Source organism: Bacillus sp. VA15, from assembly GCF_055721145.1.
This window is the reverse complement of record NZ_JBVQPQ010000003.1, coordinates 367,569-390,669: the sequence shown is the minus strand read 5'-3', so window position 1 is coordinate 390,669 and position 23,101 is coordinate 367,569. Positions and strand designations below refer to the sequence as shown.

General features: G+C 47.6%; 24 protein-coding genes, 1 pseudogene and 1 other annotated feature. Of the genes and pseudogenes, 20 read left to right on the top strand and 5 right to left on the bottom strand.

Going from position 1 to position 23,101, the window contains the following annotated elements; translation table 11 throughout:
- Positions 1 to 30 precede the first annotated feature (30 nt).
- The 12 genes from gucD (at position 31) to AC0DBE_RS11605 (ending at position 12,902) form a co-directional block, all read left to right on the top strand.
- Positions 31 to 1,497 carry an alpha-ketoglutaric semialdehyde dehydrogenase GucD gene (gene gucD, locus AC0DBE_RS11660; protein WP_472962207.1) on the top strand — a complete coding sequence of 489 codons (1,467 nt, stop codon included), beginning with the start codon at positions 31 to 33 and terminating at the stop codon, positions 1,495 to 1,497.
- Between the two features lie 84 nt (positions 1,498 to 1,581).
- Entirely contained in the window at positions 1,582 to 2,949 is a 1,368-nt protein-coding gene (gene gudP, locus AC0DBE_RS11655) for a glucarate transporter GudP (RefSeq protein WP_014112517.1), read from the top strand.
- Positions 2,950 to 2,985: 36 nt separating this feature from the next.
- On the top strand, positions 2,986 to 4,353 hold the full coding sequence (gene gudD / locus AC0DBE_RS11650; protein ID WP_087987895.1) for a glucarate dehydratase: 1,368 nt from the start codon (positions 2,986 to 2,988) through the stop codon (positions 4,351 to 4,353).
- Positions 4,354 to 4,422: 69 nt separating this feature from the next.
- A complete protein-coding gene (locus tag AC0DBE_RS11645; protein WP_014112519.1) occupies positions 4,423 to 5,124 on the top strand; it encodes a FadR/GntR family transcriptional regulator in 702 nt (233 codons plus the stop codon).
- Between the two features lie 91 nt (positions 5,125 to 5,215).
- Positions 5,216 to 6,748 carry a galactarate dehydratase gene (gene garD / locus AC0DBE_RS11640; protein ID WP_088680148.1) on the top strand — a complete coding sequence of 511 codons (1,533 nt, stop codon included), beginning with the start codon at positions 5,216 to 5,218 and terminating at the stop codon, positions 6,746 to 6,748.
- Between the two features lie 276 nt (positions 6,749 to 7,024).
- Positions 7,025 to 7,945 carry a macrolide 2'-phosphotransferase MphK gene (mphK, locus tag AC0DBE_RS11635; protein WP_472962205.1) on the top strand — a complete coding sequence of 307 codons (921 nt, stop codon included), beginning with the start codon at positions 7,025 to 7,027 and terminating at the stop codon, positions 7,943 to 7,945.
- A 56-nt stretch (positions 7,946 to 8,001) separates the two neighbouring features.
- Positions 8,002 to 8,249 (top strand) — a binding site (T-box leader).
- A 95-nt stretch (positions 8,250 to 8,344) separates the two neighbouring features.
- Positions 8,345 to 8,506 (top strand): tryptophan RNA-binding attenuator protein inhibitory protein, encoded by a 162-nt coding sequence (locus AC0DBE_RS11630; RefSeq protein WP_014112522.1) that lies wholly within the window; start codon positions 8,345 to 8,347, stop codon positions 8,504 to 8,506.
- 20 nt (positions 8,507 to 8,526) lie between these two features.
- Entirely contained in the window at positions 8,527 to 9,465 is a 939-nt protein-coding gene (locus tag AC0DBE_RS11625) for a DMT family transporter (protein ID WP_114151454.1), read from the top strand.
- 96 nt (positions 9,466 to 9,561) lie between these two features.
- Positions 9,562 to 10,242: a two-component system response regulator YcbL gene (gene ycbL / locus AC0DBE_RS11620; RefSeq protein WP_472962239.1), complete on the top strand. Its 681-nt coding sequence runs from the start codon at positions 9,562 to 9,564 to the stop codon at positions 10,240 to 10,242.
- A gap of 1 nt (position 10,243) precedes the next feature.
- A complete protein-coding gene (locus tag AC0DBE_RS11615) occupies positions 10,244 to 11,179 on the top strand; it encodes a HAMP domain-containing histidine kinase (RefSeq protein ID WP_326228554.1) in 936 nt (311 codons plus the stop codon).
- A 94-nt stretch (positions 11,180 to 11,273) separates the two neighbouring features.
- Positions 11,274 to 12,197 carry an ABC transporter ATP-binding protein gene (locus AC0DBE_RS11610; protein WP_072565684.1) on the top strand — a complete coding sequence of 308 codons (924 nt, stop codon included), beginning with the start codon at positions 11,274 to 11,276 and terminating at the stop codon, positions 12,195 to 12,197.
- Between the two features lie 18 nt (positions 12,198 to 12,215).
- A complete protein-coding gene (locus AC0DBE_RS11605; RefSeq protein WP_472962202.1) occupies positions 12,216 to 12,902 on the top strand; it encodes an ABC transporter permease in 687 nt (228 codons plus the stop codon).
- 20 nt (positions 12,903 to 12,922) lie between these two features.
- On the opposite strand, the pseudogene AC0DBE_RS11600 reads toward AC0DBE_RS11605, so the two are convergent.
- Together AC0DBE_RS11600 and AC0DBE_RS11595 are read right to left on the bottom strand one after the other, a co-directional pair.
- A pseudogene (locus AC0DBE_RS11600) lies at positions 12,923 to 12,985 on the bottom strand (hypothetical protein); the annotation flags it as partial.
- Positions 12,957 to 13,343, bottom strand: coding sequence for a YndM family protein (locus AC0DBE_RS11595; protein WP_014112528.1), 387 nt, complete (start codon positions 13,341 to 13,343; stop codon positions 12,957 to 12,959). The pseudogene AC0DBE_RS11600 and the gene AC0DBE_RS11595, both read right to left, overlap by 29 nt.
- A gap of 112 nt (positions 13,344 to 13,455) precedes the next feature.
- On the opposite strand from AC0DBE_RS11595, the gene AC0DBE_RS11590 reads away from it, so the two are divergent.
- From AC0DBE_RS11590 to tatC, 7 genes are all read left to right on the top strand, one after another.
- Complete coding sequence (locus tag AC0DBE_RS11590; RefSeq protein ID WP_472962200.1) at positions 13,456 to 14,691, top strand: serpin family protein; 1,236 nt, start codon at positions 13,456 to 13,458, stop codon at positions 14,689 to 14,691.
- 83 nt (positions 14,692 to 14,774) lie between these two features.
- On the top strand, positions 14,775 to 15,203 hold the full coding sequence (cwlJ, locus tag AC0DBE_RS11585) for a cell wall hydrolase CwlJ (protein ID WP_014112530.1): 429 nt from the start codon (positions 14,775 to 14,777) through the stop codon (positions 15,201 to 15,203).
- A gap of 107 nt (positions 15,204 to 15,310) precedes the next feature.
- Positions 15,311 to 16,042 (top strand): vWA domain-containing protein, encoded by a 732-nt coding sequence (locus tag AC0DBE_RS11580; RefSeq protein ID WP_242734838.1) that lies wholly within the window; start codon positions 15,311 to 15,313, stop codon positions 16,040 to 16,042.
- Positions 16,043 to 16,121: 79 nt separating this feature from the next.
- The gene (locus AC0DBE_RS11575) at positions 16,122 to 16,298 is read left to right on the top strand and encodes a hypothetical protein (protein ID WP_014112532.1); all 177 of its coding nucleotides are present in this window, start codon (positions 16,122 to 16,124) and stop codon (positions 16,296 to 16,298) included.
- An 18-nt stretch (positions 16,299 to 16,316) separates the two neighbouring features.
- Positions 16,317 to 18,068 carry an alkaline phosphatase PhoD gene (phoD, locus tag AC0DBE_RS11570; RefSeq protein ID WP_061187000.1) on the top strand — a complete coding sequence of 584 codons (1,752 nt, stop codon included), beginning with the start codon at positions 16,317 to 16,319 and terminating at the stop codon, positions 18,066 to 18,068.
- Between the two features lie 13 nt (positions 18,069 to 18,081).
- Complete coding sequence (tatAD, locus tag AC0DBE_RS11565; RefSeq protein ID WP_003223835.1) at positions 18,082 to 18,294, top strand: sec-independent protein translocase protein TatAD; 213 nt, start codon at positions 18,082 to 18,084, stop codon at positions 18,292 to 18,294.
- Between the two features lie 59 nt (positions 18,295 to 18,353).
- Positions 18,354 to 19,079, top strand: coding sequence for a twin-arginine translocase subunit TatC (tatC, locus tag AC0DBE_RS11560; RefSeq protein WP_014112534.1), 726 nt, complete (start codon positions 18,354 to 18,356; stop codon positions 19,077 to 19,079).
- Here tatC and pcp read toward each other — a convergent pair.
- Complete coding sequence (gene pcp, locus AC0DBE_RS11555) at positions 19,076 to 19,723, bottom strand: pyroglutamyl-peptidase I (protein WP_014112535.1); 648 nt, start codon at positions 19,721 to 19,723, stop codon at positions 19,076 to 19,078. The two genes, tatC and pcp, sit on opposite strands and share 4 nt — an antisense overlap.
- A 79-nt stretch (positions 19,724 to 19,802) precedes the next feature.
- On the opposite strand from pcp, the gene AC0DBE_RS11550 reads away from it, so the two are divergent.
- Positions 19,803 to 20,915: an aminotransferase class V-fold PLP-dependent enzyme gene (locus tag AC0DBE_RS11550; RefSeq protein WP_072182361.1), complete on the top strand. Its 1,113-nt coding sequence runs from the start codon at positions 19,803 to 19,805 to the stop codon at positions 20,913 to 20,915.
- A gap of 42 nt (positions 20,916 to 20,957) precedes the next feature.
- Here the strand turns inward: AC0DBE_RS11550 and lmr(B) are convergent, their stop codons facing one another.
- Entirely contained in the window at positions 20,958 to 22,391 is a 1,434-nt protein-coding gene (lmr(B), locus tag AC0DBE_RS11545) for a lincomycin efflux MFS transporter Lmr(B) (protein WP_014112537.1), read from the bottom strand.
- 43 nt (positions 22,392 to 22,434) lie between these two features.
- Entirely contained in the window at positions 22,435 to 23,001 is a 567-nt protein-coding gene (gene lmrA, locus AC0DBE_RS11540) for a transcriptional regulator LmrA (protein ID WP_014112538.1), read from the bottom strand.
- Positions 23,002 to 23,101 lie beyond the last annotated feature (100 nt).

Here is a 23,101-nt window from a genome sequence, read left to right as displayed (position 1 = left end):
AACAGAAAAAATATGAAAGGGGCAATGGGCATGTCTGTGATCACGGAACAAAACACGTATCTCAACTTTATTAATGGAGAGTGGGTTAAGTCTCAATCAGGCGATATGGTCAAGGTCGAAAACCCTGCGGATGTGAATGATATTGTCGGCTATGTACAGAATTCAACAGCTGATGATGTGGAACGGGCAGTCGCCGCTGCCAATGAAGCCAAAACGGTTTGGAGAAAGCTGACGGGTGCCGAGCGGGGCCAATACTTATACAAAACGGCGGATATTATGGAGCAGCGCTTGGAGGAAATCGCCGCCTGCGCGACGCGTGAGATGGGAAAAACACTGCCGGAAGCGAAAGGGGAAACAGCTCGCGGAATTGCGATTCTGCGCTATTACGCCGGAGAGGGCATGCGCAAAACGGGTGACGTCATTCCATCTACTGACAAAGATGCGCTCATGTTCACCACCCGTGTTCCGCTCGGTGTGGTTGGCGTGATTTCTCCGTGGAATTTCCCGGTGGCGATTCCGATTTGGAAAATGGCCCCGGCATTGGTGTACGGCAATACCGTTGTCATCAAACCGGCGACAGAAACAGCCATTACATGCGCGAAGATCATTGCCTGCTTTGAAGAAGCGGGGCTCCCGGCAGGAGTCATCAATTTGGTGACAGGCCCGGGTTCTGTTGTCGGGCAGGGACTTGCTGAGCATGAAGGTGTAAACGCCATTACGTTTACCGGTTCAAATCAAGTCGGGAAAATCATTGGGCAAACCGCTTTAGCGAGAGGAGCCAAATATCAGCTGGAAATGGGCGGCAAAAACCCAGTCATCGTAGCTGATGACGCTGACCTTGAAGCTGCAGCAGAGGCTGTTATTACGGGTGCCTTCCGTTCAACCGGCCAGAAGTGCACTGCGACAAGCCGCGTCATCGTGCAAAGCGGAATTTACGACCGTTTTAAAGAAAAACTGCTCCAGCGCACAAAGGATATTACGATCGGAGACAGCTTAAAAGAGGATGTCTGGATGGGGCCAATTGCCAGCAAGAATCAGCTGGATAACTGCCTGTCGTACATTGAGAAAGGCAAACAGGAGGGCGCTTCCCTTTTGATTGGAGGAGAAAAGCTGGAGGACGGAAAGTATCAAAACGGCTATTATGTTCAGCCTGCCATTTTTGACAATGTGACATCTGAGATGACGATTGCCCAAGAAGAAATTTTCGGTCCGGTGATCGCCCTGATCAAGGTTGACTCGATGGAGGAGGCACTGGACATCGCCAATGATGTGAAGTTCGGCTTAAGCGCATCCATTTTCACGCAAAACATCGGCCGAATGCTTTCATTCGTTGATGAAATTGACGCCGGGCTTGTCCGGATTAACGCGGAAAGCGCGGGTGTTGAGCTTCAGGCGCCTTTTGGCGGCATGAAGCAGTCGAGCTCGCACTCCCGCGAACAGGGTGAGGCAGCGAAAGACTTTTTCACGGCGATCAAAACCGTTTTTGTGAAGCCGTAATGATGCTGGAAAGAGGCGGACGTCTCTTTCCCAGCTTTATCACAGCCAGCATATGATTCTCTACTTTGAAAAGGAGAAGATACTATGAAAAAAGACTATGCGAATGTTTCGCCGGCGGACAAAAAAACGTCTGTGCGCTGGTTCATCGTGTTTATGCTGTTTCTTGTGACCTCTATTAACTACGCGGATCGGGCGACGCTTTCCATCACCGGAGATTCCGTCCAGCATGATTTGGGATTGGACTCGGTCGCCATGGGATATGTCTTTTCTGCTTTTGGCTGGGCCTATGTCATCGGGCAGCTTCCGGGCGGCTGGCTGCTGGACCGGTTTGGTTCAAAGACTGTCATTGCGTTAAGCATCTTTTTCTGGTCGTTTTTTACGCTGCTGCAAGGGGCGATTGGTTTTTTCTCCGCCGGCACAGCGATTATCCTGCTGTTTGCACTGCGTTTTCTGGTCGGCTTGTCCGAAGCGCCTTCATTTCCCGGAAACGGCAGAGTTGTTGCCTCATGGTTCCCAAGCTCCGAGCGCGGGACAGCTTCAGCCTTTTTTAATTCAGCTCAATACTTCGCAATCGTCATTTTTTCTCCTTTAATGGGCTGGCTCACCCACTCTTTCGGCTGGCATTCTGTCTTTGTTGTTATGGGTGCCGCGGGTATTCTTCTGGCTGTTATCTGGCTAAAAACGGTGTATGAACCGAAAAAACATCCAAAGGTCAATGAAGCCGAGCTTGCGTACATCGAACAGGGCGGCGGGCTGATTTCCATGGATGACAACAAAAGCAAGAAAGAAACAGAATCGAACTGGCCGTATATCAAGCAGCTGTTAACGAACCGCATGCTGATTGGCGTGTACATCGCGCAATATTGCATTACGACTCTCACGTATTTCTTTCTCACATGGTTTCCGGTATATTTGGTTCAGGCCCGCGGCATGTCTATTCTTGAAGCTGGGTTTGTCGCTTCTCTTCCGGCGCTGTGCGGATTTGCCGGCGGCGTGCTTGGGGGCATTGTGTCAGACATCTTACTCAAAAAAGGCCGTTCGCTGACCTTTGCAAGAAAAGCGCCGATCATTGTCGGCATGCTGCTGTCTTGCAGTATGATCATCTGCAACTACACGGATTCAGCGTGGCTCGTCGTTGTCATTATGTCACTTGCGTTTTTCGGAAAAGGCTTCGGCGCATTGGGATGGGCTGTCGTGTCGGACACGTCTCCGAAAGAGTGTGCAGGGTTAAGCGGCGGTTTGTTCAACACGTTCGGAAATATTGCCTCGATTACAACACCGATTATTATCGGCTACATCGTGAATGCCACAGGATCTTTTAATGGCGCGCTCGTGTTTGTCGGCGCTAACGCGGTTGCGGCGATCCTCAGCTATTTGCTGCTGGTCGGGCCGATCAAACGGGTCGTGTTAAAGAAACAAGAGCAGGACCCCGATCAATCATTGCCTGTCTAACATTTATGAAAGCGCTTTATAAGAGGAGGAAAATAGATGAGTTCACCAATACAAGAGCAGGTTCAAAAAGAAAAGAGATCGAATATTCCCTCAATTTGTGAGGTGAAGGTGATCCCTGTTGCGGGACATGACAGCATGCTGCTGAATCTGAGCGGCGCGCATAGCCCATTTTTCACCCGGAATATCGTGATCTTAACTGACAGCAGCGGAAATCAGGGTGTCGGCGAGGTGCCTGGCGGAGAACAGATACGCCGCACACTCGAGCTGGCAGAGCCGCTTGTTGTCGGAAAATCCATTGGTGCGTACCAGTCGATATTGCAAACGGTCAGAAAGCAGTTTGCCGATCAGGACAGGGGAGGACGCGGCATACAGACGTTTGACTTGCGCACCACGGTACATGCCGTCACAGCGCTGGAAGCGGCTTTGTTAGATTTGCTTGGAAAGTTTCTTCAGGAACCGGTCGCGGCTTTGCTTGGCGAAGGGAAGCAGCGTGATGAAGTGAAAATGCTCGGCTACCTCTTTTACATCGGCGATCGAAAGCAGACGACCCTGCCGTATCAAAGCGATGAGCAGTCAGATTGTGGGTGGTTCCGTCTCCGCCATGAGGAAGCACTGACCCCAGAGGCCATTGTACGTCTTGCTGAATCCGCGCAGGAGCGCTACGGCTTTCAGGATTTCAAGCTGAAAGGCGGGGTGCTGCGGGGTGAGGATGAAATCGAAGCTGTCACCGCATTAGCGAAACGTTTTCCGGAGGCAAGGATCACTCTTGATCCGAACGGGGCATGGTCATTAGAGGAAGCTATTGCATTATGCAAAGGTAAGCATGATGTGCTCGCGTATGCGGAAGATCCGTGCGGGGATGAGAACGGCTACTCCGCCCGAGAAGTAATGGCTGAATTCCGCCGCGCGACAGGCCTTCCAACTGCGACAAATATGATTGCGACCGACTGGCGGGAAATGGGTCACGCGATCCAGCTTCATGCGGTGGATATTCCGCTGGCTGATCCTCATTTCTGGACGATGCAGGGTTCGGTGCGGGTTGCGCAAATGTGCCATGATTGGGGTTTGACATGGGGCTCCCACTCCAACAACCACTTTGATATCTCCCTTGCGATGTTTACCCATGTGGCAGCAGCGGCTCCGGGACGCATCACGGCGATTGATACCCATTGGATCTGGCAGGACGGGCAGCGTTTAACGAAACAGCCTTTTGAGATTTCTGAGGGTTGTGTCAAGGTGCCGAATAAGCCCGGTCTTGGTATTGACATTGATATGGAACAAGTGGAAAAAGCCCATGAACTCTATCGAAAAATGAATTTAGGCGCGCGGAATGATGCGGTCCCTATGCAGTTTCTGATCAGCAACTGGGAGTTCGACCGGAAACGCCCGTGTCTTGTGCGATAAGTTTGATTGTAAATATTGTCATATCAACTATTTTGTCTTACAATTGAACAACTGAAGGGAGAGTTGTTCGTGTACGAAGGTTTAGAAGATCTGAAAGTTGATACAGTCAATCGGAAAACATTAGCTAAGCAGGTCATTGAACGGATTGTCCATTTATTATCGAGCGGACAACTAAAGGCCGGAGACAAATTGCCGACAGAAATGGAACTGATGGACATTTTGCATGTCAGCAGGCCGGTGCTTCGGGAGGCGCTGAGTTCACTTGAAACACTAGGCGTCATTACGAGAAAAACCCGCGGCGGCACGTATTTCAACGATAAAATCGGCATGCAGCCATTTTCCGTCATGCTTGCCTTGGCCACTGATAATCTTCCGGCTATCATTGAAGCGCGGATGGCGTTAGAACTCGGACTTGTGACGATTGCCGCGGAAAAAATCAATGAGGATGAGCTTCAGCGTTTGCAGAAGACAATCGACGACATCGCCAACAGCACTGACAATCTTTACGGTGAAGCAGATAAAGAATTTCATCGAATTATTGCATTAAGTGCCAATAACCCCGTTGTCGAAGGGATGATTCAATCCCTGCTGATCACCCATGCGAAAATTGACAGCCAGATTCCGTACAGGGAGAGGGATATAACGGTCGAATATCATAAAAAAATCTACGACGCTCTTGCCAAAAGAGACCCTTACAAAGCGCATTACCACATGTATGAGCATCTGAAATTTGTCCGTGACAAAATTCTGAAAGGCATGGATGAGAAATAATTGTAGAGAAGCCGCAGTTGAACCGAAAGAGCTGCGGTTTTTTTGAACCGATTTAGAAAACGCTTACTATGATATGAGGAGTGATTTTTATATGGCGATGAACCTCAGGCAAAACCAAGCGCCCCTTTACATCAAAGTGAATGAAAAAGATAACACGGCGATTATTGTTAATGACGGAGGACTGCCAAAGGGCACTGTTTTTTCATGCGGGCTCGTACTTGAAGAGGATGTCCCTCAAGGCCATAAGGTGGCCTTAACCGACCTGAATCAAGGAGATGAAATCGTGCGTTACGGGGAGGTGATCGGATTTGCCGATGAGACGATCAAACGCGGGAGCTGGATAAGGGAAGCCCTCGTAAGAATGCCCGCTCCTCCGGCTTTAGACGATCTTCCTCTCGCAAACAGAGTGCCCAAATCGCTGCCGCCTCTTGAAGGCTACACGTTTGAAGGGTATCGAAATGCGGACGGTAGTGCGGGGACGAAAAATATTCTCGGTATCACCACAAGTGTTCAATGTGTCGTTGGCGTTTTGGATTATGCAGTCAAACGGATAAAAGAAGAGCTGCTGCCGAAATATCCAAATGTCGATGATGTTGTACCGCTGCATCATCAATATGGATGCGGTGTGGCGATCAATGCGCCGGATGCTGTCATTCCGATCCGTACGATTCAAAATCTGGCGAAGCATCCGAACTTTGGCGGAGAAGTGATGGTGATCGGATTAGGATGTGAAAAGCTCCTCCCGACAAGAATTGCCTCTGAGAATCAGGATGACATTCTATCACTTCAGGATCACCAAGGTTTTGCGGCAATGATTCAATCCATTTTGGAAATGGCGGAGGAACGGTTAATCAGGTTGAACAGCAGAACCCGTGTGACCTGCCCTGTTTCTGATCTTGTCATTGGTCTGCAATGCGGCGGCAGTGATGCGTTTTCAGGCGTGACGGCAAACCCTGCGGTGGGGTATGCAGCTGATTTATTGGTTCGCGCAGGTGCGACGGTTTTATTTTCTGAAGTGACAGAGGTGCGGGATGCGATTCATTTATTAACGCCGCGGGCTGTGAGTGAAGAGGTCGGACATTCGCTGATCGAAGAGATGAAGTGGTATGACAGCTATCTCCGGCGGGGGGAAGCGGACCGAAGCGCGAACCCGTCACCAGGCAATAAAAAAGGCGGGTTATCCAATGTGGTGGAAAAAGCGTTAGGCTCGGTAGCGAAATCAGGCACAAGCCCCATCTCCGGCGTGCTCGGCCCAGGTGAAAAGGCGGAGCAAAAAGGCCTGCTGTTCGCGGCGACACCGGCAAGCGATTTCGTGTGCGGTACCCTTCAGCTGGCGGCAGGCATGAATCTGCAGGTTTTTACGACAGGAAGGGGAACACCGTACGGCCTGGCCGCTGCCCCGGTGCTGAAAGTATCGACACGGCATTCATTATCAGAGCATTGGGCGGATTTAATCGATATTAATGCCGGGCGAATCGCGACAGGTGAGGCAAGTATTGAAGACGTAGGCTGGGAGATATTCAGGACGATTTTGGATGTGGCAAGCGGCCGCAAACAAACGTGGGCTGACCGTTGGGGCCTTCATAATGATTTGTGCTTGTTTAATCCTGCCCCAGTGACTTGATTTATTGTTCTAGCAGATTGAAATTGGAATATGATGTAAAATGATAATCAACATACAAAGAACGGAGGGGTTCCGACATGGCATTCATGAGATTCCGATTGACACGAATTCAATAGTGAGCGACTCTCGCCTGAGTGCAGAGAATCGGGATGAATCTGCCTATGTATGAGCCCTTATATTGTCATAAAAAGAGGGTGGCAATGCTGCCCTCTTTTTTGTGCCTTCAAAACATCCCTTCACTCTACGACAGGCAGAGTATGAGAAAGGGGAAAAGAGATGACAAACCAGAACGAGAAAAAGCTTATCACTGAAATTGTCGGACTCGCACGTAACCAAGGTTTGGCGGTTCACTCCGAAAACGCGCAATTGAATGAGACTGGAATGGATTTTCAAGTTGTATTTGCCGAGGACGATACAGGTATGTCATGGGTGCTGCGAAAACCGCGGCGAAGTGATGTTGTGGATAGAGCAGCTTCAGAAGGCAGAACGCTTGCCTTTCTCCGCACGAATCTTACAGCTGATGTGCCGGATTGGAACATTCACACACCGGAATTGATCGCTTACCCAATATTGGAAGGAACGCCAGCCGCTGGGATTGATTTGGAACAGAAACAGTATGTATGGAATATGAATCATCAGCCGCCGTCAGACGGCTTTGTTCATACACTTGCCGAGATACTGGCAGAATTACATGGCATGGATCAAACATCTGCCGGCCAATCCGGAATAGAAGTGATTATGCCAGAGAATTTCAGGAAAATGACAGCTGAATCGATGGTTGATGTAAAGAATAAGCTAGGCGTATCTAAGCAGCTGTGGGAAAGATGGCAAACGTGGATAAATGATGATGCATACTGGCCGGGTTTCTCCGCGCTGATACACGGCGATCTCCATCCGCCGCATATTTTGATTGGCCAAAACGAACATGTAACAGGCCTTCTAGATTGGACAGAAGCCAAAGTCGCCGATCCTGCAAAAGATTTTATCTTTTTTCAAATGCTGTTCGGGGAAGAGGAAACCGCCCGTTTGCTTGAATACTATGATCGAGCAGGCGGCCGCATATGGGCGAAAATACAGGAACACATCTCAGAGATGCAGGCGGCATACCCGCTGGAAGTTGCCAAGTTTGCTCTGCAGACACAGCAGGAGGGGCACATCAAAATGGCGATGGAAGCACTTGGCGTAAAATCGGATTAAGAATTGACTTCTTTAAATGAACCGAGTATTATAATTTTTACTAACAAAAGAACGGATCAACAATCGTGAGGAAGAGTAAGTACGCAGCAGTGTGGAGGTTCAGAGAGTCGGTGGCAGGTGTGAACCGGCCCTCCCCTGATGCCGAATGGGCTTCTGAATTGCTTTGCTGAACGGATAGTAGGCGAAGCCGGGATTCTCTCCCCGTTACCAAGAGAGGAGTATCGAAACGGATGTTTTCTGTACTGAGAGTGAACAGCTGTATAGCTGTTAATAAAGGTGGTACCGCGAGACCCTCGTCCTTTGTATAGGACGGGGGTTTTTTGTGTTTCTTAAAGGAGGTGACGGCCAATGGATGATGGCTGGTGGTGCATAACAGATCAATAGGAAAGGAGAATTCAAATGGTCATAGCAACTGATGATTTAGAGGTCGCGTGTCCTGAATGTGATAGAACAGGAGAAAGCGAAGGGAAACCTTGTCCCGCATGCGGCGGGAAGGGTGTTATTCTGACTGCTCAAGGAAATACGCTTCTGCATTTTATACAAAAGCATTTGAACAAGTAAAGGAGAAAAGCTGAGCTGAGATGAGAGTAGAAGAGCAGAGTAAGATTCACAAAGCCGCAGCAGGTACGGTTTTTTTGCTGATCGGAACGGCCTGTTTTGCGTCTAAATCGATTTGGATTAAATGGGCATATGAAAAGGGTGCTGGGCCAGGCGCGGTATTGTTATACAGGCAGCTGTTTACTGTTCCGCTGTTTTGGCTGATTTTTTGGTTATACCGTCCTCCAATGCCAGACGGTATGAAAAAAGGAGACCGATGGAGAGCGTGTGTTGCGGGAGTGTTTTGTTTTTTTCTGTCTCCCTTGCTTGATTTTATTGGGCTGAACCATGTATCCGCAATGGTTGAACGTATATTGCTGATGAGCTATCCGTTGTTTGTATTCGGATTCACCGCGTGTCGTGACCGGAAAATGGGTTCAATTCAGGACCTTTTCGCAGTGCTGGCGGTCATGTTCGGTCTTTTCCTTGCGCTGGGCGGCTGGAATGCTGAGCTTTTTCAGACGAATAGGATTGGAGCTGTATTTATTTTGTTGTCCTCGGCCGTCTATGCTGGTTTTCTTGTCCTTTCTGGGCATCTCGTCCATCAAATCGGCGGCATCCGTCTCAATGCATATGGGATGACAGCAGCCGGAGCGGCCATGATGCTTTACACAGGCATAAAGGCGGCGGTCGGCATGAATACGCCAATGGCAGCATATTCGCTTGATGTGTACGGTTTGTTTGTGTTAATCGCAGTCGTCTCCACTGTGATTCCATTTGTGCTGATGCTTGAGGGCATAAAACGAATCGGGGCACTGCGAGCCGCCGCCATTTCAATGGCAGGGCCTGTCCTGACGATTTTCTTTGGAGCTTTATTTCTCGGCGAGCGGCTCCAGCTTATTCAAGCCATTGGATGTGCCGCCGTATTCATTGTCATAACGGGCATGGAATATAGAAAACTGAAATCAGGAAAAAATGAATAATTTTTGTAAAACACACACGTTTTTCAATTACAATAAGTGTAATCACGTGTGTGTTTTTTGATTTTACAAAGGTTAGGTGAGAAGATGCAGCGCATATTGCTTGTGGAGGACGACCATTCAATCAGTGAAATGGTGGATCATTATTTAACAAAAGAAGGCTTTGAGATGGTGCATGCTTTCGACGGAGAAGAAGGTATCCGGCTGTTTAAGCAGGATTCATACGATTTGATTCTCCTTGATATCATGCTCCCGAAGCTGAACGGCATGGATTTTCTGAAAATCATCCGGGAACAAAGCAATATTCCGGTTTTGATGATTTCAGCAAAAGACGGGGATGTGGACAAGGCATTGGGACTGGGGTTTGGGGCGGATGATTATATCGCCAAACCGTTTTCAATGATTGAGCTGACAGCCAGGGTAAAAGCCGCGATACGACGGGCGACGCAATATTCGGCGGAGGAACCGGCTGAGAATAAGGTGGTCCGGATTCATCAGCTTACGATAGATATAGACAATGTCTCGGTTTTGAAAAACGGAGAACCGCTTCAGCTGACGTCAACAGAATGGCAGCTGCTGTGCCTATTTGCGACAAATCCTAAAAAAGTGTTTACGAAAGAACAAATCTACCGTTCCGTGTGGAATGAAGAGTACTTTGGCGATCAAAACATCATTAACGTACATATGCGGCGGCTTAGAGAAAAGATTGAAGATGATCCCTCTTCACCTCAATATATTAAAACGTTATGGGGCATCGGTTATAAATTAGGAGAGTTTTAGAATGGCAGTGTTATGGATGGCCGCTGTCATTGTTTTGGTGTGTCTGAATGTGATTCAATTCATGATGAAAAAGAAGCGGGACAGGAATCTGGCATACACGGCAGAACAGCTTGGCGCCATGCTCAATCGGGATTCGGCAGGGCAAATTTTGCTTCATACAGACAATCAGGCACTCAAAGACTTGCTTGTCAACATCAATCTACTCGTTGAGAATCGTCAGCAGCTCAGCGCCCAGTTTGCCAAAACAGAGCAATCCATGAAGCGGATGCTGACCAATATGTCGCACGACCTGAAAACGCCGTTAACGGTCATTCTCGGTTATATCGAAACCATTCAAAGTGACCCGGACATGCCGGACGAAGAGCGGGAAAGATTGCTGGGGAAGCTCCGCCAGAAAACAAATGAACTCATTCAGATGATCAACTCCTTTTTTGATTTGGCCAAATTAGAATCTGAAGATAAAGACATCCCGATCACCAAAATACATATGAACGACATATGCAAACGAAATATCCTGCACTATTATGACGCTGTTCAGTCAAAAGGCTTTCAAGCTGCCATCGATATCCCGGATACGCCGGTGTATGCGCAGGCGAATGAAGAGGCACTGGACAGAATCCTGCAAAACCTATTATCCAATGCGATTCAATATGGCGCGGCCGGCAAGTTTATCGGCATGACGCTGTCCTATGATGAGACGAACATTGCCGTCACTGTATGGGATCGGGGAAAAGGGATCAGTGAGACCGATCAGCAGCGTGTGTTTGAGAGGCTGTACACACTTGAAGAATCAAGAAATAAAGCATTTCAAGGAAGCGGTCTCGGTTTAACCATCACGAAACGGCTTACAGAAAAAATGGGAGGCGCCATCTCCGTTCAAAGCAAGCCGTACGAACGGACTGCATTTACGATTACATTGAAACGAATGACATATTAACAAACGTAAGAATGTCTTAAGATTTGAGAAATAAAAATGACAGGGCTCGCCGCTACAATAGAAAACAGGAAAAGAGAGGGAAGGAGAAACAAAGTTGGCTTATATCGTACAAACAAACGGACTGACCAAAACGTATCAGGGCAAAGAAGTTGTCTCCAATGTCAGCATGCATATTAAAAAAGGCGAAATTTATGGCTTTCTCGGCCCAAACGGAGCGGGTAAAACAACCATTATGAAAATGCTGACGAGCCTTGTCAAACCGACAAGCGGTGAAATCAGCATCCTAGGGAACAAGCTCACCCACACGTCATACGAGGTGCTGGGGAACATTGGCAGCATGATTGAATATCCGATTTTTTATGAAAACCTGTCAGCTGCAGAAAATTTAGATCTGCATTGTGAATACATGGGATACCACAATAAAAAAGCCATTCAAGAAGTGCTGGATATGGTGAATTTAAAACAAATTGACAAAAAGCCCGTCAAAACATTTTCGCTCGGGATGAAGCAGCGCCTTGGGATTGCGCGTGCGATCCTCACGAAGCCTGATCTGCTTATTTTGGATGAGCCGGTGAATGGTCTTGACCCTATCGGCATCAAAAAGATCAGGCAATTGTTTCAAGTGCTGAGCAAAGAGTACGGTATGACGCTGCTGATCTCAAGCCACTTGCTGAGTGAAATCGAACAAATTGCGGACACGATTGGCGTCATTCGGGACGGCAGGCTGCTTGAAGAAGTGTCAATGGAAGATGTAAGAGGCCAGAACACTGAATACATCGAGCTTGTCACACCGAATCAGACAAGGGCCTGCTTTGTGCTGGAGAAGGAACTGCATGTAACTAACTTTAAAATCTTAAATGAGAAAACGATTCGAATTTACGAGGCTGAAGCCTCTCAGTCTGCCATATCCAAAGCGTTGATTTTGAATGATGTAGACATTGAATCAATGAACAAAAAGTATACGTCGCTGGAGGATTATTTTATCAACTTGATCAACGGCAATAGCATCGGTGCGTAAAGGAGGAGAGACACGTTGATGAATTTGATCAGAATCGAATTAAGAAAAATGAAGATGGGCTGGTATGTCAGAGGTACCCTCATTGCCAACTTGATCATCATGGGCTTTTTGTGGCTGATCTGCTATTCCGAAAAAGCCGAAAGCGGGGTTTCGTTCCAAAGCACGGAGGAAGCGTTTCTCATCATCGGCACTTTCGTCAGAGCGGTATTTATCGTTTTTGGCGCAGTGCTGATTGCAAAACTGGTGATTTCGGAATATAAAAACAAAACCATTCTTGTGATGTTCACGTACCCAATCAGCCGGAAAAAGCTGCTCACTGCTAAGCTCATGATCGCGGGCGGACTGACGTTTATCACGATTTTACTATCAAATATATTCATAGCCGCCGGTTTCTTTTGGCTGAACTCGATCTACCATTTCATACCGGGAGAGCTTACTTCCGAGATCATTTCTCAGCAGGCCATAAAAATGGCGGTTTTCGCTTTTGGCGCCGCTGGAACCAGTTTAGTTCCCATCTTTTTTGGGATGCGTAAACACTCGGTTCCGGCAACCATCATTTCGTCTGTAGTGATTGTTATGCTCATCAGTTCAACAAGCCCGGGTTTCTCCATTTCGTCTGTTGTTTATATCCCATTATCTTTGGCGGCTTTCGGTTTGGGTTTTTCCTATATGGCGATCAGGAACGCAGACAAGCAGGATGCGTAAACAAAGGCGCCCATTATTCATAAAAGGCCGATGCTGCCAGCACCGGCCTTTCTACTATGAATCTGTTCTTGTTTCAAGATAATGCTTCTTGCCAATCTCTTTGCTCATCATATAGAAGTGGAAGCAATATTCACCGATTGCCATGGCGATCGCGCCAAATAAAGCCGCCAATGCTACTTCACCGCCAGTCATCCCCATAGAAAGCGGCATGCCCATCAGCCAAATGACGAGAAAGGCCAGACCGAAATCAGCTAAAGTCGCAATCATATTATTCCATCTCGGCAATACATAAAGATCGCCCAGCAAATAAGAAATAACCCCTAACACAATCGTCATTAAGAGCGTATCACCAAACGTGAAACCAAAGCCCAGACCAAGCACTAGATACAACACAATAATCGTCATAATACCTTTAATCGCGAGCGCTTTCACATGTGTCATTCCAAAGTACCTCCTTCTGTGATTCGATTTGTTATGTATGATTCCTCAAATGCAGAAAGTTAAACCTTATATTGTGTTTTTACAGTCCATGTAAAGGGAGTGAATCGTTTGTATGAAAGGAAAGGTGTTCACAGTGATGCTGCTATTTATGCTTTGCGGAGGCGGCTGCAAACTTGTTGAAGAACCAGCATCATCTACTCAATCGCCTGCTTCATCTGATTCTGCAAAAAACAAAGCTTACGACATTCATGAGGGTTTTATTGACGCTGAGCGTATATTCGGAACCGAATTGTTTCAAAACATGTCAAATAAAGACGGATTAACGGACAATCTGCTGATCTCCCCATATAGCTTGCAGCAAATGCTGATAATGACTGCAAATGGAGCGGAGGGAGATACATTAAAAGAAATCAAAGCTGCTTTATATTTGTCGGGCCTTCGTGACAGCATGATAAATGAGTCATCGCTCGCGCTCATGAAAAGGTTTGAATCTTTGTCTGAAGGTGATCTGCTGACTGCCAATGCTGTATGGACAAGGCTTGAGGCAAAGCCTGGCTTTAAACAAACGATTAAACAATTCTTCTCAGGCAGTGTCTATAAAATGGATGCCAATATTCAGACCGCAAAGAACTTGATCAATCAGTGGACGGCTCACCAAACGAAAGGGCATATTGACGACATCGCAGATCATCTTTCGCCGGAAGCTGTTTCCCTTTTGGTAAACACCGTCTATTTTCAAGAAAAGTGGGCGCTGCCGTTTGACCAGCATGTGACCGCTGAGGAGCATTTTTTTCTGCCTGACGGCTCGGCCAAAAAACTGCTGATGATGAAGCAGACTGCACGCCTTGCTTATTTAGAAAATGAATTGTTCCAAGCAGTCAAGCTTCCATATGAAGATCAACAACTTTCTTTTACTTTATTTCTGCCGAAGAAAAAGCAGGCTTCTTTCATGTCTCTTTTTACAAATCAAAACATAAAAGCATGGGACAGCGCATTTCAGCCAAAAACAGTGAAGCTGAGCATGCCCCGTTTTACACTGAAAGGGCAGTATAACGTAAAACGCGCTCTTTACGATATGGGGATGAAACCCTTCTTTTCCGATGCTGACTTTTCCAGAATGTTTACTGAAGGCCGAGGTGTTTCAATCGATGATGTAAATCACCACACATTTATCAAGGTGGATGAATCAGGAACCGAGGCTGCGGCTGCCTCGTCAGCGGAAATCGTTGAGTCCGCTCTCGCGCCAGACGCTACCTTGACGGCCGACCGCCCATTTTTCTTTGTCATCACAGATGAACAAACAAAGAGCCTTTTGTTTTTAGGTTTTGTCGCAAATCCGAATGAATAAATTTAAAAACTTCTCCTGTCCCTCCGTCATCACTTTTGAAGTCATGAAATATGATGAAAGGAGATCAAGGGGGAGGTGACGTGATGGCGGTCGTAAAAGCAACGAGTGCGGATGTCGATTTGATGGCAAGGCTGCTCAGAGCGGAAGCGGAAGGCGAAGGCAAGCAGGGGATGCTGCTTGTCGGCAACGTAGGAATTAATCGGCTACGGGCGAATTGCTCAGATTTTAAAGGCCTCCGCACCATCAGGCAGATGATTTATCAGCCGCACGCGTTTGAGGCTGTGACTCATGGATATTTTTATCAAAGGGCGCGAGATAGCGAGCGTGCCCTTGCACGCCGGTCGATTAATGGTGAAAGGCGCTGGCCTGCAAAATTTAGTTTGTGGTACTTCAGGCCGGAGGGAGACTGTCCATCCCAGTGGTATAACCAGCCGTTTGTGGCCAGATACAAGTCACACTGTTTTTATCAGCCGACGGCTGAAACGTGTGAAAATGTGTATAACACATTTTAGAGACAGGACGCCGTTCAAATTGAACGGTGTTTTTCTTTGAAAAGAGATGCAATGAAAAATATTCCTGTGAGATAATCTTAGAAAAAAGAGCTGACGGAGATGACAGAATGGCAACAATCGACCTGCAAAAGAAAAGCGTAAAGATCGTACTGGAGAAAAAGCAATTAACGAAGGTGAAGGCTCGTGTCGGCCTGGTGCTTGATATTACGGGTTCAATGAGAACGCTCTACAAAAACGGAACGGTTCAAAACGTGGTGGAGCGGATTTTGGCTGTGGCTGATCAATTTGATGACAACGGCTTGCTGGATATATGGGTGTATGATAACGAATTCTCCCGATTAAAGCCAGTCTCTGAAAAAGATTTTTCGGGCTATGTCGATCGTGAAATTTTGAATAATGACCGCTTGCATAAATTCGGCAGAAATGATGAGCCGCCGGTCATGAAAGACGTGCTGCGTAAATATATTGTGGAGGAACCGAGCTCATATCCCGCTTTCGTCGTTTTTATCAATGACGGAGGCTGTAAAAAGTCGATCAAACCGATCATTAGAGCTTCCTCTGATAAACCGGTGTTTTGGCAGTTTGTCGGCGTTGGAAACGGAAACTTCGATTTTCTCAATAAACTGGATACGTTAGAAGGACGTGCTGTTGATAACACGAGCTTCCTGCATATCGAAGAGATTGACCGCATTTCTGATGATGAGCTTTATGACGCTCTGTTAACTGAATTTCCATTTTGGCTAAAAGAAGCGAAGGAAAAAGGGATTGTAAGAGAACAAGAGCCTCCTGCTGAAAAGCCGAAAAAGAAGGGCTTTTTCAGCAGATTATTTTCGAAATAACTGATACGGCACTGAGTCATTCTGCGAAATGGCTCGGTGTTTTTGTTTTTTTAAGATCGTGTGAAGAAAAATAGTCCGAATGGGCGGCTTGCAAACGACAGGATATGCAGAAAACGCGCCATTTAGCCAGCTTTCGGCACGTTTCAGCGTCAGGCTTGTGAGTGAAGACCTGTTTCTGATGTTCAGCGCTTACAATCGGTTCACACTTCTTCACAGCCATTTAACAATGATTTTCTATAATGGAGGCGATCAATGAGAAGAGAGGGGATCTTGAATGGCATACGACAGTCGTTTTGATGAATGGGTACAGAAACTGAAAGAGGAAAGCTTTCAAAACAATACGTTTGATCGCCGCAAATTTATTCAAGGAGCGGGGAAGATTGCAGGACTTTCTCTTGGACTGACCATTGCTCAGTCAGTTGGTGCATTTGAAGTAAATGCCGCGCCTAAGTTCTCGAGCTATCCGTTTACGTTAGGGGTTGCGTCTGGAGATCCGCTTTCTGACAGTGTCGTGCTGTGGACGCGCTTGGCACCAGATCCGCTGAACGGCGGGGGAATGCCGAATCAGGCGGTGCCTGTCAAATGGGAAGTCGCAAAGGATGAGCATTTCCGCAAGATTGTGAGAAAGGGCACTGAAATGGCCAAACCGAATCTCGCTCACTCAGTTCACGTGGAAGCGGACGGGCTTGAGCCGAACAAAGTGTACTATTACCGTTTCAAAACCGGACATGAACTAAGCCCTGTCGGAAAAACAAAAACGCTGCCTGCCCCTGGCGCCAATGTGCCGCAAATGACCTTTGCATTCGCTTCCTGCCAGCAATATGAGCATGGATATTATACGGCCTACAAACATATGGCGAAGGAAAAGCTTGATCTTGTCTTCCATCTCGGTGATTACATATATGAATACGGTCCAAATGAATATGTATCAAAAACAGGCAATGTCCGCACGCACAACAGCGCAGAAATCATTACGCTGCAAGACTATCGGAACCGACATGCCCAATACCGTTCTGACGCCAATCTAAAAGCTGCACATGCGGCGTTCCCTTGGGTTGTGACGTGGGATGACCATGAAGTCGAAAACAACTATGCCAATAAAATACCGGAAAAAGGACAATCGATTGAAGCATTTGTACTCCGCCGCGCGGCTGCTTACCAGGCGTACTATGAACATATGCCGCTCCGCATCTCCTCTCTGCCGAATGGTCCGGATATGCAGCTGTACCGGCACTTTACGTATGGGAACCTGGCGTCCTTCAATGTCCTTGATACACGCCAGTACAGGGACGACCAAGCCAATAACGACGGCAATAAGCCACCTTCTGATGAATCGCGCAATCCAAATCGGACCCTGTTAGGAAAAGAACAGGAACAGTGGCTTTTCAGCAATTTGAGCAGCTCGACAGCCCACTGGAATGTGCTGGCGCAGCAGATTTTCTTTGCGAAGTGGAATTTCGGGACAAGCGCAAGCCCGATCTACAGCATGGATTCGTGGGACGGCTACCCTGCTCAGCGCGAACGGGTTGTCAATTTCATTAAAAGTAAAAATCTGAATAACGTTGTCGTGCTGACAGGAGATGTACACGCAAGCTGGGCATCGAATTTGCATGTCGACTTTGAGAAGACAAGTTCAAAAATTTTCGGGGCTGAATTTGTCGGCACCTCGATCACTTCTGGAGGAAACGGCGCGGATAAGCGGGCGGATACAGACCAAATTTTAAAGGAAAATCCGCATATCAAGTTCTTTAACGATTATCGCGGATATGTCCGCTGTACAGTGACGCCTCACCAGTGGAAAGCCGATTACCGGGTGATGCCGTTTGTGACAGAGCCGGGCGCAGCCATTTCAACACGGGCTTCATTCGTTTACCAAAAGGACCAAACTGGACTGAGAAAGGTATCATCCACAACGATCCAAGGCGGGGTGAAGCAATCCGATGAGGTCGAAGAGGATCGTTTCTTTGCACACAACAAAGCCCACGAAAAACAAATGATTAAGAAACGGGCAAAAATCACGAATTAAGGAGTGAAAAAACATGTTTTCAAACATTGGTATACCGGGCTTGATTCTGATCTTTGTCATCGCCCTCATTATTTTTGGCCCTTCAAAGCTGCCGGAAATCGGGCGTGCCGCCGGACGGACCCTGCTTGAATTTAAAAGCGCCACAAAATCACTAGTGTCTGGTGATGAAAAAGAAGAAAAATCAGCTGAGCTGACAGCGGTAAAGCAGGACAAAAACGCGGGCTGAGTGCTGATGAGGCAGACACCGGGTCTGCCTCTTTTTTATGAAAGGGAGGGCTTTTTTGAATGGATAAAAAAGAAACCCATTTGATCGGGCATTTAGAAGAGCTTCGCCGCCGGATTATCGTGACTCTCGCGGCATTTCTTCTATTTCTCATCACGGCTTTTTTGTTCGTGCAGGACATTTATGACTGGCTGATCAGGGATTTGGACGGAAAGCTGGCTGTGCTTGGCCCGAGTGAAATCCTCTGGGTGTATATGATGCTTGCCGGCATTTGTGCCATTGCGGCTTCCATCCCTGTTGCCGCGTACCAGCTGTGGCGTTTCGTTGCCCCGGCGCTCACGAAAACGGAGCGCAAGGTGACGCTCATGTACATACCCGGGTTATTTGCATTGTTTTTGGCGGGCATCTCTTTCGGATACTTTGTCTTGTTTCCGATCGTGCTCAGCTTTTTGACTCATTTGTCTTCCGGCCATTTTGAAACAATGTTTACGGCTGACCGATATTTCAGGTTTATGGTGAATTTGAGCCTGCCGTTTGGCTTTCTGTTTGAAATGCCTTTAGTGGTGATGTTTTTAACAAGGCTGGGTGTCCTAAATCCCTATCGGCTGGCCAAAGCGAGAAAGCTGTCCTATTTTTTGCTGATCGTCGTGTCTGTATTGATTACACCGCCTGATTTCATTTCTGATTTTCTCGTCATGATCCCGCTGCTTGTCCTGTTTGAAGTAAGTGTCACCCTATCGGCGTTTGTCTACAAAAAGAGACTGACAAGCGAAACGGCGGCCGCTTAGTGCAGCGTACCGCCCGGTGACTTCAAATCCTCATCATATTGTGCGGCCGTAACAGCGGCGATTCTCAATGCTCGGACAATCGTGTCCAGGCTGAGGCTCGGCGCTGTTTTGTCGATTGTTTGCTCTGGAATGAAAGGGATATGAATAAACCCGCCGCGAATGTGCGGGGATGTCCGGCTAATGTGATCCATTAACCCGTAGAACAAATAGTTGCATACAAATGTACCCGCTGTATAAGAAACCGCAGCTGGAATCCCGTTTTCCTTCATCTTCGCAGTCATTCGTTTCACGGGAAGTCCCGTCCAGTAAGCGGCGGGCCCTCTTGGAGAAATCTCTTCATCAATCGGCTGATGTCCTTCATTATCGGGGATGCGCGCGTCTGCAAGATTGATTGCCACCCGTTCCGGGGTGATCTGCATCCGCCCTCCGGCTTGGCCGACACAGATCACGATATCCGGCTGATGCTTCTGAATGGCTTTCCGCAGCGTGTCCAGAGCGGTTCTAAAGACAGTGGGAATTTGTTCTGCTGTGATGATTGCTTCATCCGTCTCTAAGCCATTCAGCTGTTTCGCCGCTTCCCATGACGGATTGACGGTTTCTTTGTCAAAAGGGTCAAAGCCTGTGATCAGCACTTTTTTTCTCATCTTCCCATCTCCTTTTTACTTTTATTCTATTGTTTATTTTTGGGTTTTTCATCAAAATAATGAAAAGGAGTGAATCACAATGGAGCATTTGCCGCAGAAGTATCGCCAGCTGTTCCCAACCGTGCAGACACATACGATGCTTGCCAGCTGTTCTCAGAGCGCGTTGGCAGAGCCTGTATCAAGGGCGATCAAAGACTATCATGACAGCCTGCTGCATATGGGGACGAACTGGAATGAAGCAATCGAAAAAACAGAGAGTGCGAGAAATGAGTTTGCAAAGCTGATAGGGGCTGAACCGGATGAAATTGCGATTGTGCCGTCAGTTTCTGATGCGCTGGTTTCCGCAGCATCGTCCTTATCTGTTTTTGGAAAGAAGCATGTTGTGTATACAGAGATGGATTTTCCGTCGGTATCTCATGTTTGGCAGGCACAATCCGATTATACCGTATCCGTCATTCCATCAATAGACGGTGAGCTGCCGCTCGAACAATATGAAACATATATTATGGATGAAACAGTGCTGACATGTGTTCCGCACGTTCACTATCGTGACGGCTTTGTTCAGGATGTAAAAGCAATCGCTGAGATTACTCAGAGAAAGGGTTCTTTGTTATTTGTGGATGCTTATCAATCAGCGGGGCACATTCCCATTGATGTAAAAGCGTGGGGTGTTGATATGCTGGCGGCAGGCACCCGAAAGTATTTGCTTGGCATACCGGGAATGGCGTTTCTTTATGTGAGAAAGGAGCTGGCGGATGCACTGAAGCCGAAAACATCAGCTTGGTTCGGCTGGGAGAGCGGGTTTGAAGCGGCTTATGCGAAAGGCGCGCGGCGATTTCAAACAGGCACTCCTGCTTTTATCAGCGTATACGCAGCGGCAGCGGCTTTATCACTGCTGAATCATATCGGGGTTTCTCATATCCGGGATCATGTGAAAACGATCTGTGCCGATGCATGTCAATATGCTGCTGAAAAAGGCCTGCAGCTGGCGGCGGCACCATCGGGAGAGCAGCCGGGCATGGTTGCGATCCGGGATGAGCGGGCATCGGAAACAGCGGCGCTGCTGAAGAAGAAAAAAGTGATTTGCGCGCCGCGGGACGCTGTCATCCGTCTCGCTCCTCATTTTTATAACACGAAGGATGAATTGCGTCATGCGATTGATGAAATCGCGGCAAAAACGATCCACATGTAAACATAAAAAAGCCCCTGATTTGAAGATCAGGGGCTTTTCATATTAATGATCGACTTTAACACGCTTCAAAAAGAACGCGCCAATTAGTCCGATAACAGCAACAATCATTGCAAACACAAACGCGTGCTGTACGCCCGCTGTCAAAGCCTGCGGGATGACTGCCGGATCGGCAGGGTTTTTGACTGTGCTCATATAATCGTGCTGGCCTGCAGCCATAATGCTGACCGCAACCGCTGTTCCGATAGCGCCCGCCATTTGCTGCAGTGTGTTCATGATGGCGGTGCCGTCTGGATAAAACTCGCGAGGCAGCTGGTTTAAACCATTTGTCTGCGCAGGCATCATAATCATAGAGATCCCGATCATCAAGCAGGTATGCAGGATGATAATCAGCACAGCCGTAGAAGTGGTCGTGATGTTTGAGAAGAGCCAAAGGACAACAGTAACAATCACAAATCCCGGAATAACAAGCCATTTCGGTCCGTATTTGTCGAACAGACGGCCTGTAACGGGGGACATAAATCCGTTTAAAATGCCGCCCGGCAAGAGAATAAGACCAGAAGCAAATGCCGTCAGGACTAAGCCGCCTTGCAGATACATCGGCAGAAGCAGCATAGATGACAGGATGACCATCATGCAAATGAACACCATAATAACACCCAAAATAAACATCGGGTATTTGAACGCACGCAGGTTCATCATCGGCTGCTTCATCGTCAGCTGGCGGATTGAAAATAGGATAAGACCGACAACCCCGACAATCAGTGAGACGATCACAGTCGGACTGGACCATCCGCCGGAGCCTTCACCCGCGTTGCTGAATCCGAACACAATGCCGCCAAAGCCAATCGTCGACAGAATGATAGATAATACATCGATTTTCGGCTTTGTAATGTCAGATACATTTTGCATGTATGCCATACCGAAAACAAGTGCCAGCACAAGGAACGGAAGAGAGATCCAGAAAATCCAGTGCCAGTTGAGATGCTCCAGAACCAACCCGGAGAATGTCGGGCCGATGGCGGGCGCGAACATAATGACAAGCCCGATCGTTCCCATCGCCGCGCCCCGTTTATGAGGCGGGAAAATCACCAAGATCGTATTAAACATCAGAGGCAGTAAAAGACCCGTTCCGAGTGCTTGAACGACCCTCGCTGCTAATAAAAACGGGAAGCTCGGCGCAAGCGCCGCAATCAAGGTGCCTAAAATTGAAAAGATAAGTGACACGGTAAAAAGCTGTCTTGTTGTGAACCACTGCAATAGCAGTCCTGATACAGGAACGAGGATACCGAGTACAAGCAGGTAGCCCGTCGTTAACCATTGAACGGTTGCTGCTGTAATGTTCAATTCCTTCATAAGATCGGTTAAAGCGATATTCAGCGCTGTTTCACTGAACATGCCGATAAAACCGGCCAACAGCAAGGAAATCATAATCGGCATCACTTTGTATTGCTGAGATGCTTTAGCTGCTGTTTCCAAAAATCATTTCCCCTCTCTATTCGAACGTAAGTATGTCTTATTTTTATCTCTTCAGCAGGTCAGGAATGCAGTTGGAGATATGAAGGAGCGGTGTGCTGTTTTTTGCCGTCAAAGATAAAAGAATACCGCCTTCAATCATGGCGTTAATCACAGTGCTGACTTCCTTAGCATGGCTCTCGCTGCAGCCTGCAAGCCGCAGTTTTTCCTCATACACAGAGGCCCACTCTTTGTAGGCTTCATGGCAGGCTTCCCGCAACGGTTCGCTTTCCAATGACGTCTCAGCCGCAAGCAAGCCGACAGGCAAGCCTTCAATGTCTTCCGTACATGAAAATTGGCAGGAGAGCTCCTTCAAAAAGGCTTGAATGCCTTCCGCTGGATCGGTACAGGCTTCCATGCAGTCCGTGATTTTCTGCCGGATATATTCCTTCATCTCATTCACCGCTTCGATCGCCAGCTGTTCTTTACCGCCGGGAAAGTGGTAATAAAGAGAGCCTTTAGGCGCGCCGCTTTCCTTAATAATCTGGTTCAGCCCCGTGCCGTAATATCCCTGCAGCTGAAATAGCCTGGTTGCAGCTGAAAGGATTTTCTCACGGGAATCTCCATAACTCATAACATTCCCACCTTACTGAATTGCAATCAAAATATAGTGACTGGTCTATTATCTTGATTCGACCATCAATTGTCAAGAAAAATTCGTTGTATGAAAAGAC

Bases quoted from the DNA above. Each gene is read 5' to 3' on its own strand.
- gucD (WP_472962207.1), top strand. From the start codon at position 31: ATGTCTGTGATCACGGAACAAAACACGTATCTCAACTTTATTAATGGA.
- gudP (WP_014112517.1), top strand. From the start codon at position 1,582: ATGAAAAAAGACTATGCGAATGTTTCGCCGGCGGACAAAAAAACGTCT.
- gudD (WP_087987895.1), top strand. From the start codon at position 2,986: ATGAGTTCACCAATACAAGAGCAGGTTCAAAAAGAAAAGAGATCGAAT.
- garD (WP_088680148.1), top strand. From the start codon at position 5,216: ATGGCGATGAACCTCAGGCAAAACCAAGCGCCCCTTTACATCAAAGTG.
- mphK (WP_472962205.1), top strand. From the start codon at position 7,025: ATGACAAACCAGAACGAGAAAAAGCTTATCACTGAAATTGTCGGACTC.
- AC0DBE_RS11630 (WP_014112522.1), top strand. From the start codon at position 8,345: ATGGTCATAGCAACTGATGATTTAGAGGTCGCGTGTCCTGAATGTGAT.
- AC0DBE_RS11625 (WP_114151454.1), top strand. From the start codon at position 8,527: ATGAGAGTAGAAGAGCAGAGTAAGATTCACAAAGCCGCAGCAGGTACG.
- AC0DBE_RS11615 (WP_326228554.1), top strand. From the start codon at position 10,244: ATGGCAGTGTTATGGATGGCCGCTGTCATTGTTTTGGTGTGTCTGAAT.
- AC0DBE_RS11605 (WP_472962202.1), top strand. From the start codon at position 12,216: ATGAATTTGATCAGAATCGAATTAAGAAAAATGAAGATGGGCTGGTAT.
- AC0DBE_RS11595 (WP_014112528.1), bottom strand. From the start codon at position 13,343: ATGACACATGTGAAAGCGCTCGCGATTAAAGGTATTATGACGATTATT.
- AC0DBE_RS11590 (WP_472962200.1), top strand. From the start codon at position 13,456: ATGAAAGGAAAGGTGTTCACAGTGATGCTGCTATTTATGCTTTGCGGA.
- cwlJ (WP_014112530.1), top strand. From the start codon at position 14,775: ATGGCGGTCGTAAAAGCAACGAGTGCGGATGTCGATTTGATGGCAAGG.
- AC0DBE_RS11580 (WP_242734838.1), top strand. From the start codon at position 15,311: ATGGCAACAATCGACCTGCAAAAGAAAAGCGTAAAGATCGTACTGGAG.
- AC0DBE_RS11575 (WP_014112532.1), top strand. From the start codon at position 16,122: ATGGGCGGCTTGCAAACGACAGGATATGCAGAAAACGCGCCATTTAGC.
- phoD (WP_061187000.1), top strand. From the start codon at position 16,317: ATGGCATACGACAGTCGTTTTGATGAATGGGTACAGAAACTGAAAGAG.
- tatAD (WP_003223835.1), top strand. From the start codon at position 18,082: ATGTTTTCAAACATTGGTATACCGGGCTTGATTCTGATCTTTGTCATC.
- tatC (WP_014112534.1), top strand. From the start codon at position 18,354: ATGGATAAAAAAGAAACCCATTTGATCGGGCATTTAGAAGAGCTTCGC.
- pcp (WP_014112535.1), bottom strand. From the start codon at position 19,723: ATGAGAAAAAAAGTGCTGATCACAGGCTTTGACCCTTTTGACAAAGAA.
- AC0DBE_RS11550 (WP_072182361.1), top strand. From the start codon at position 19,803: ATGGAGCATTTGCCGCAGAAGTATCGCCAGCTGTTCCCAACCGTGCAG.
- lmrA (WP_014112538.1), bottom strand. From the start codon at position 23,001: ATGAGTTATGGAGATTCCCGTGAGAAAATCCTTTCAGCTGCAACCAGG.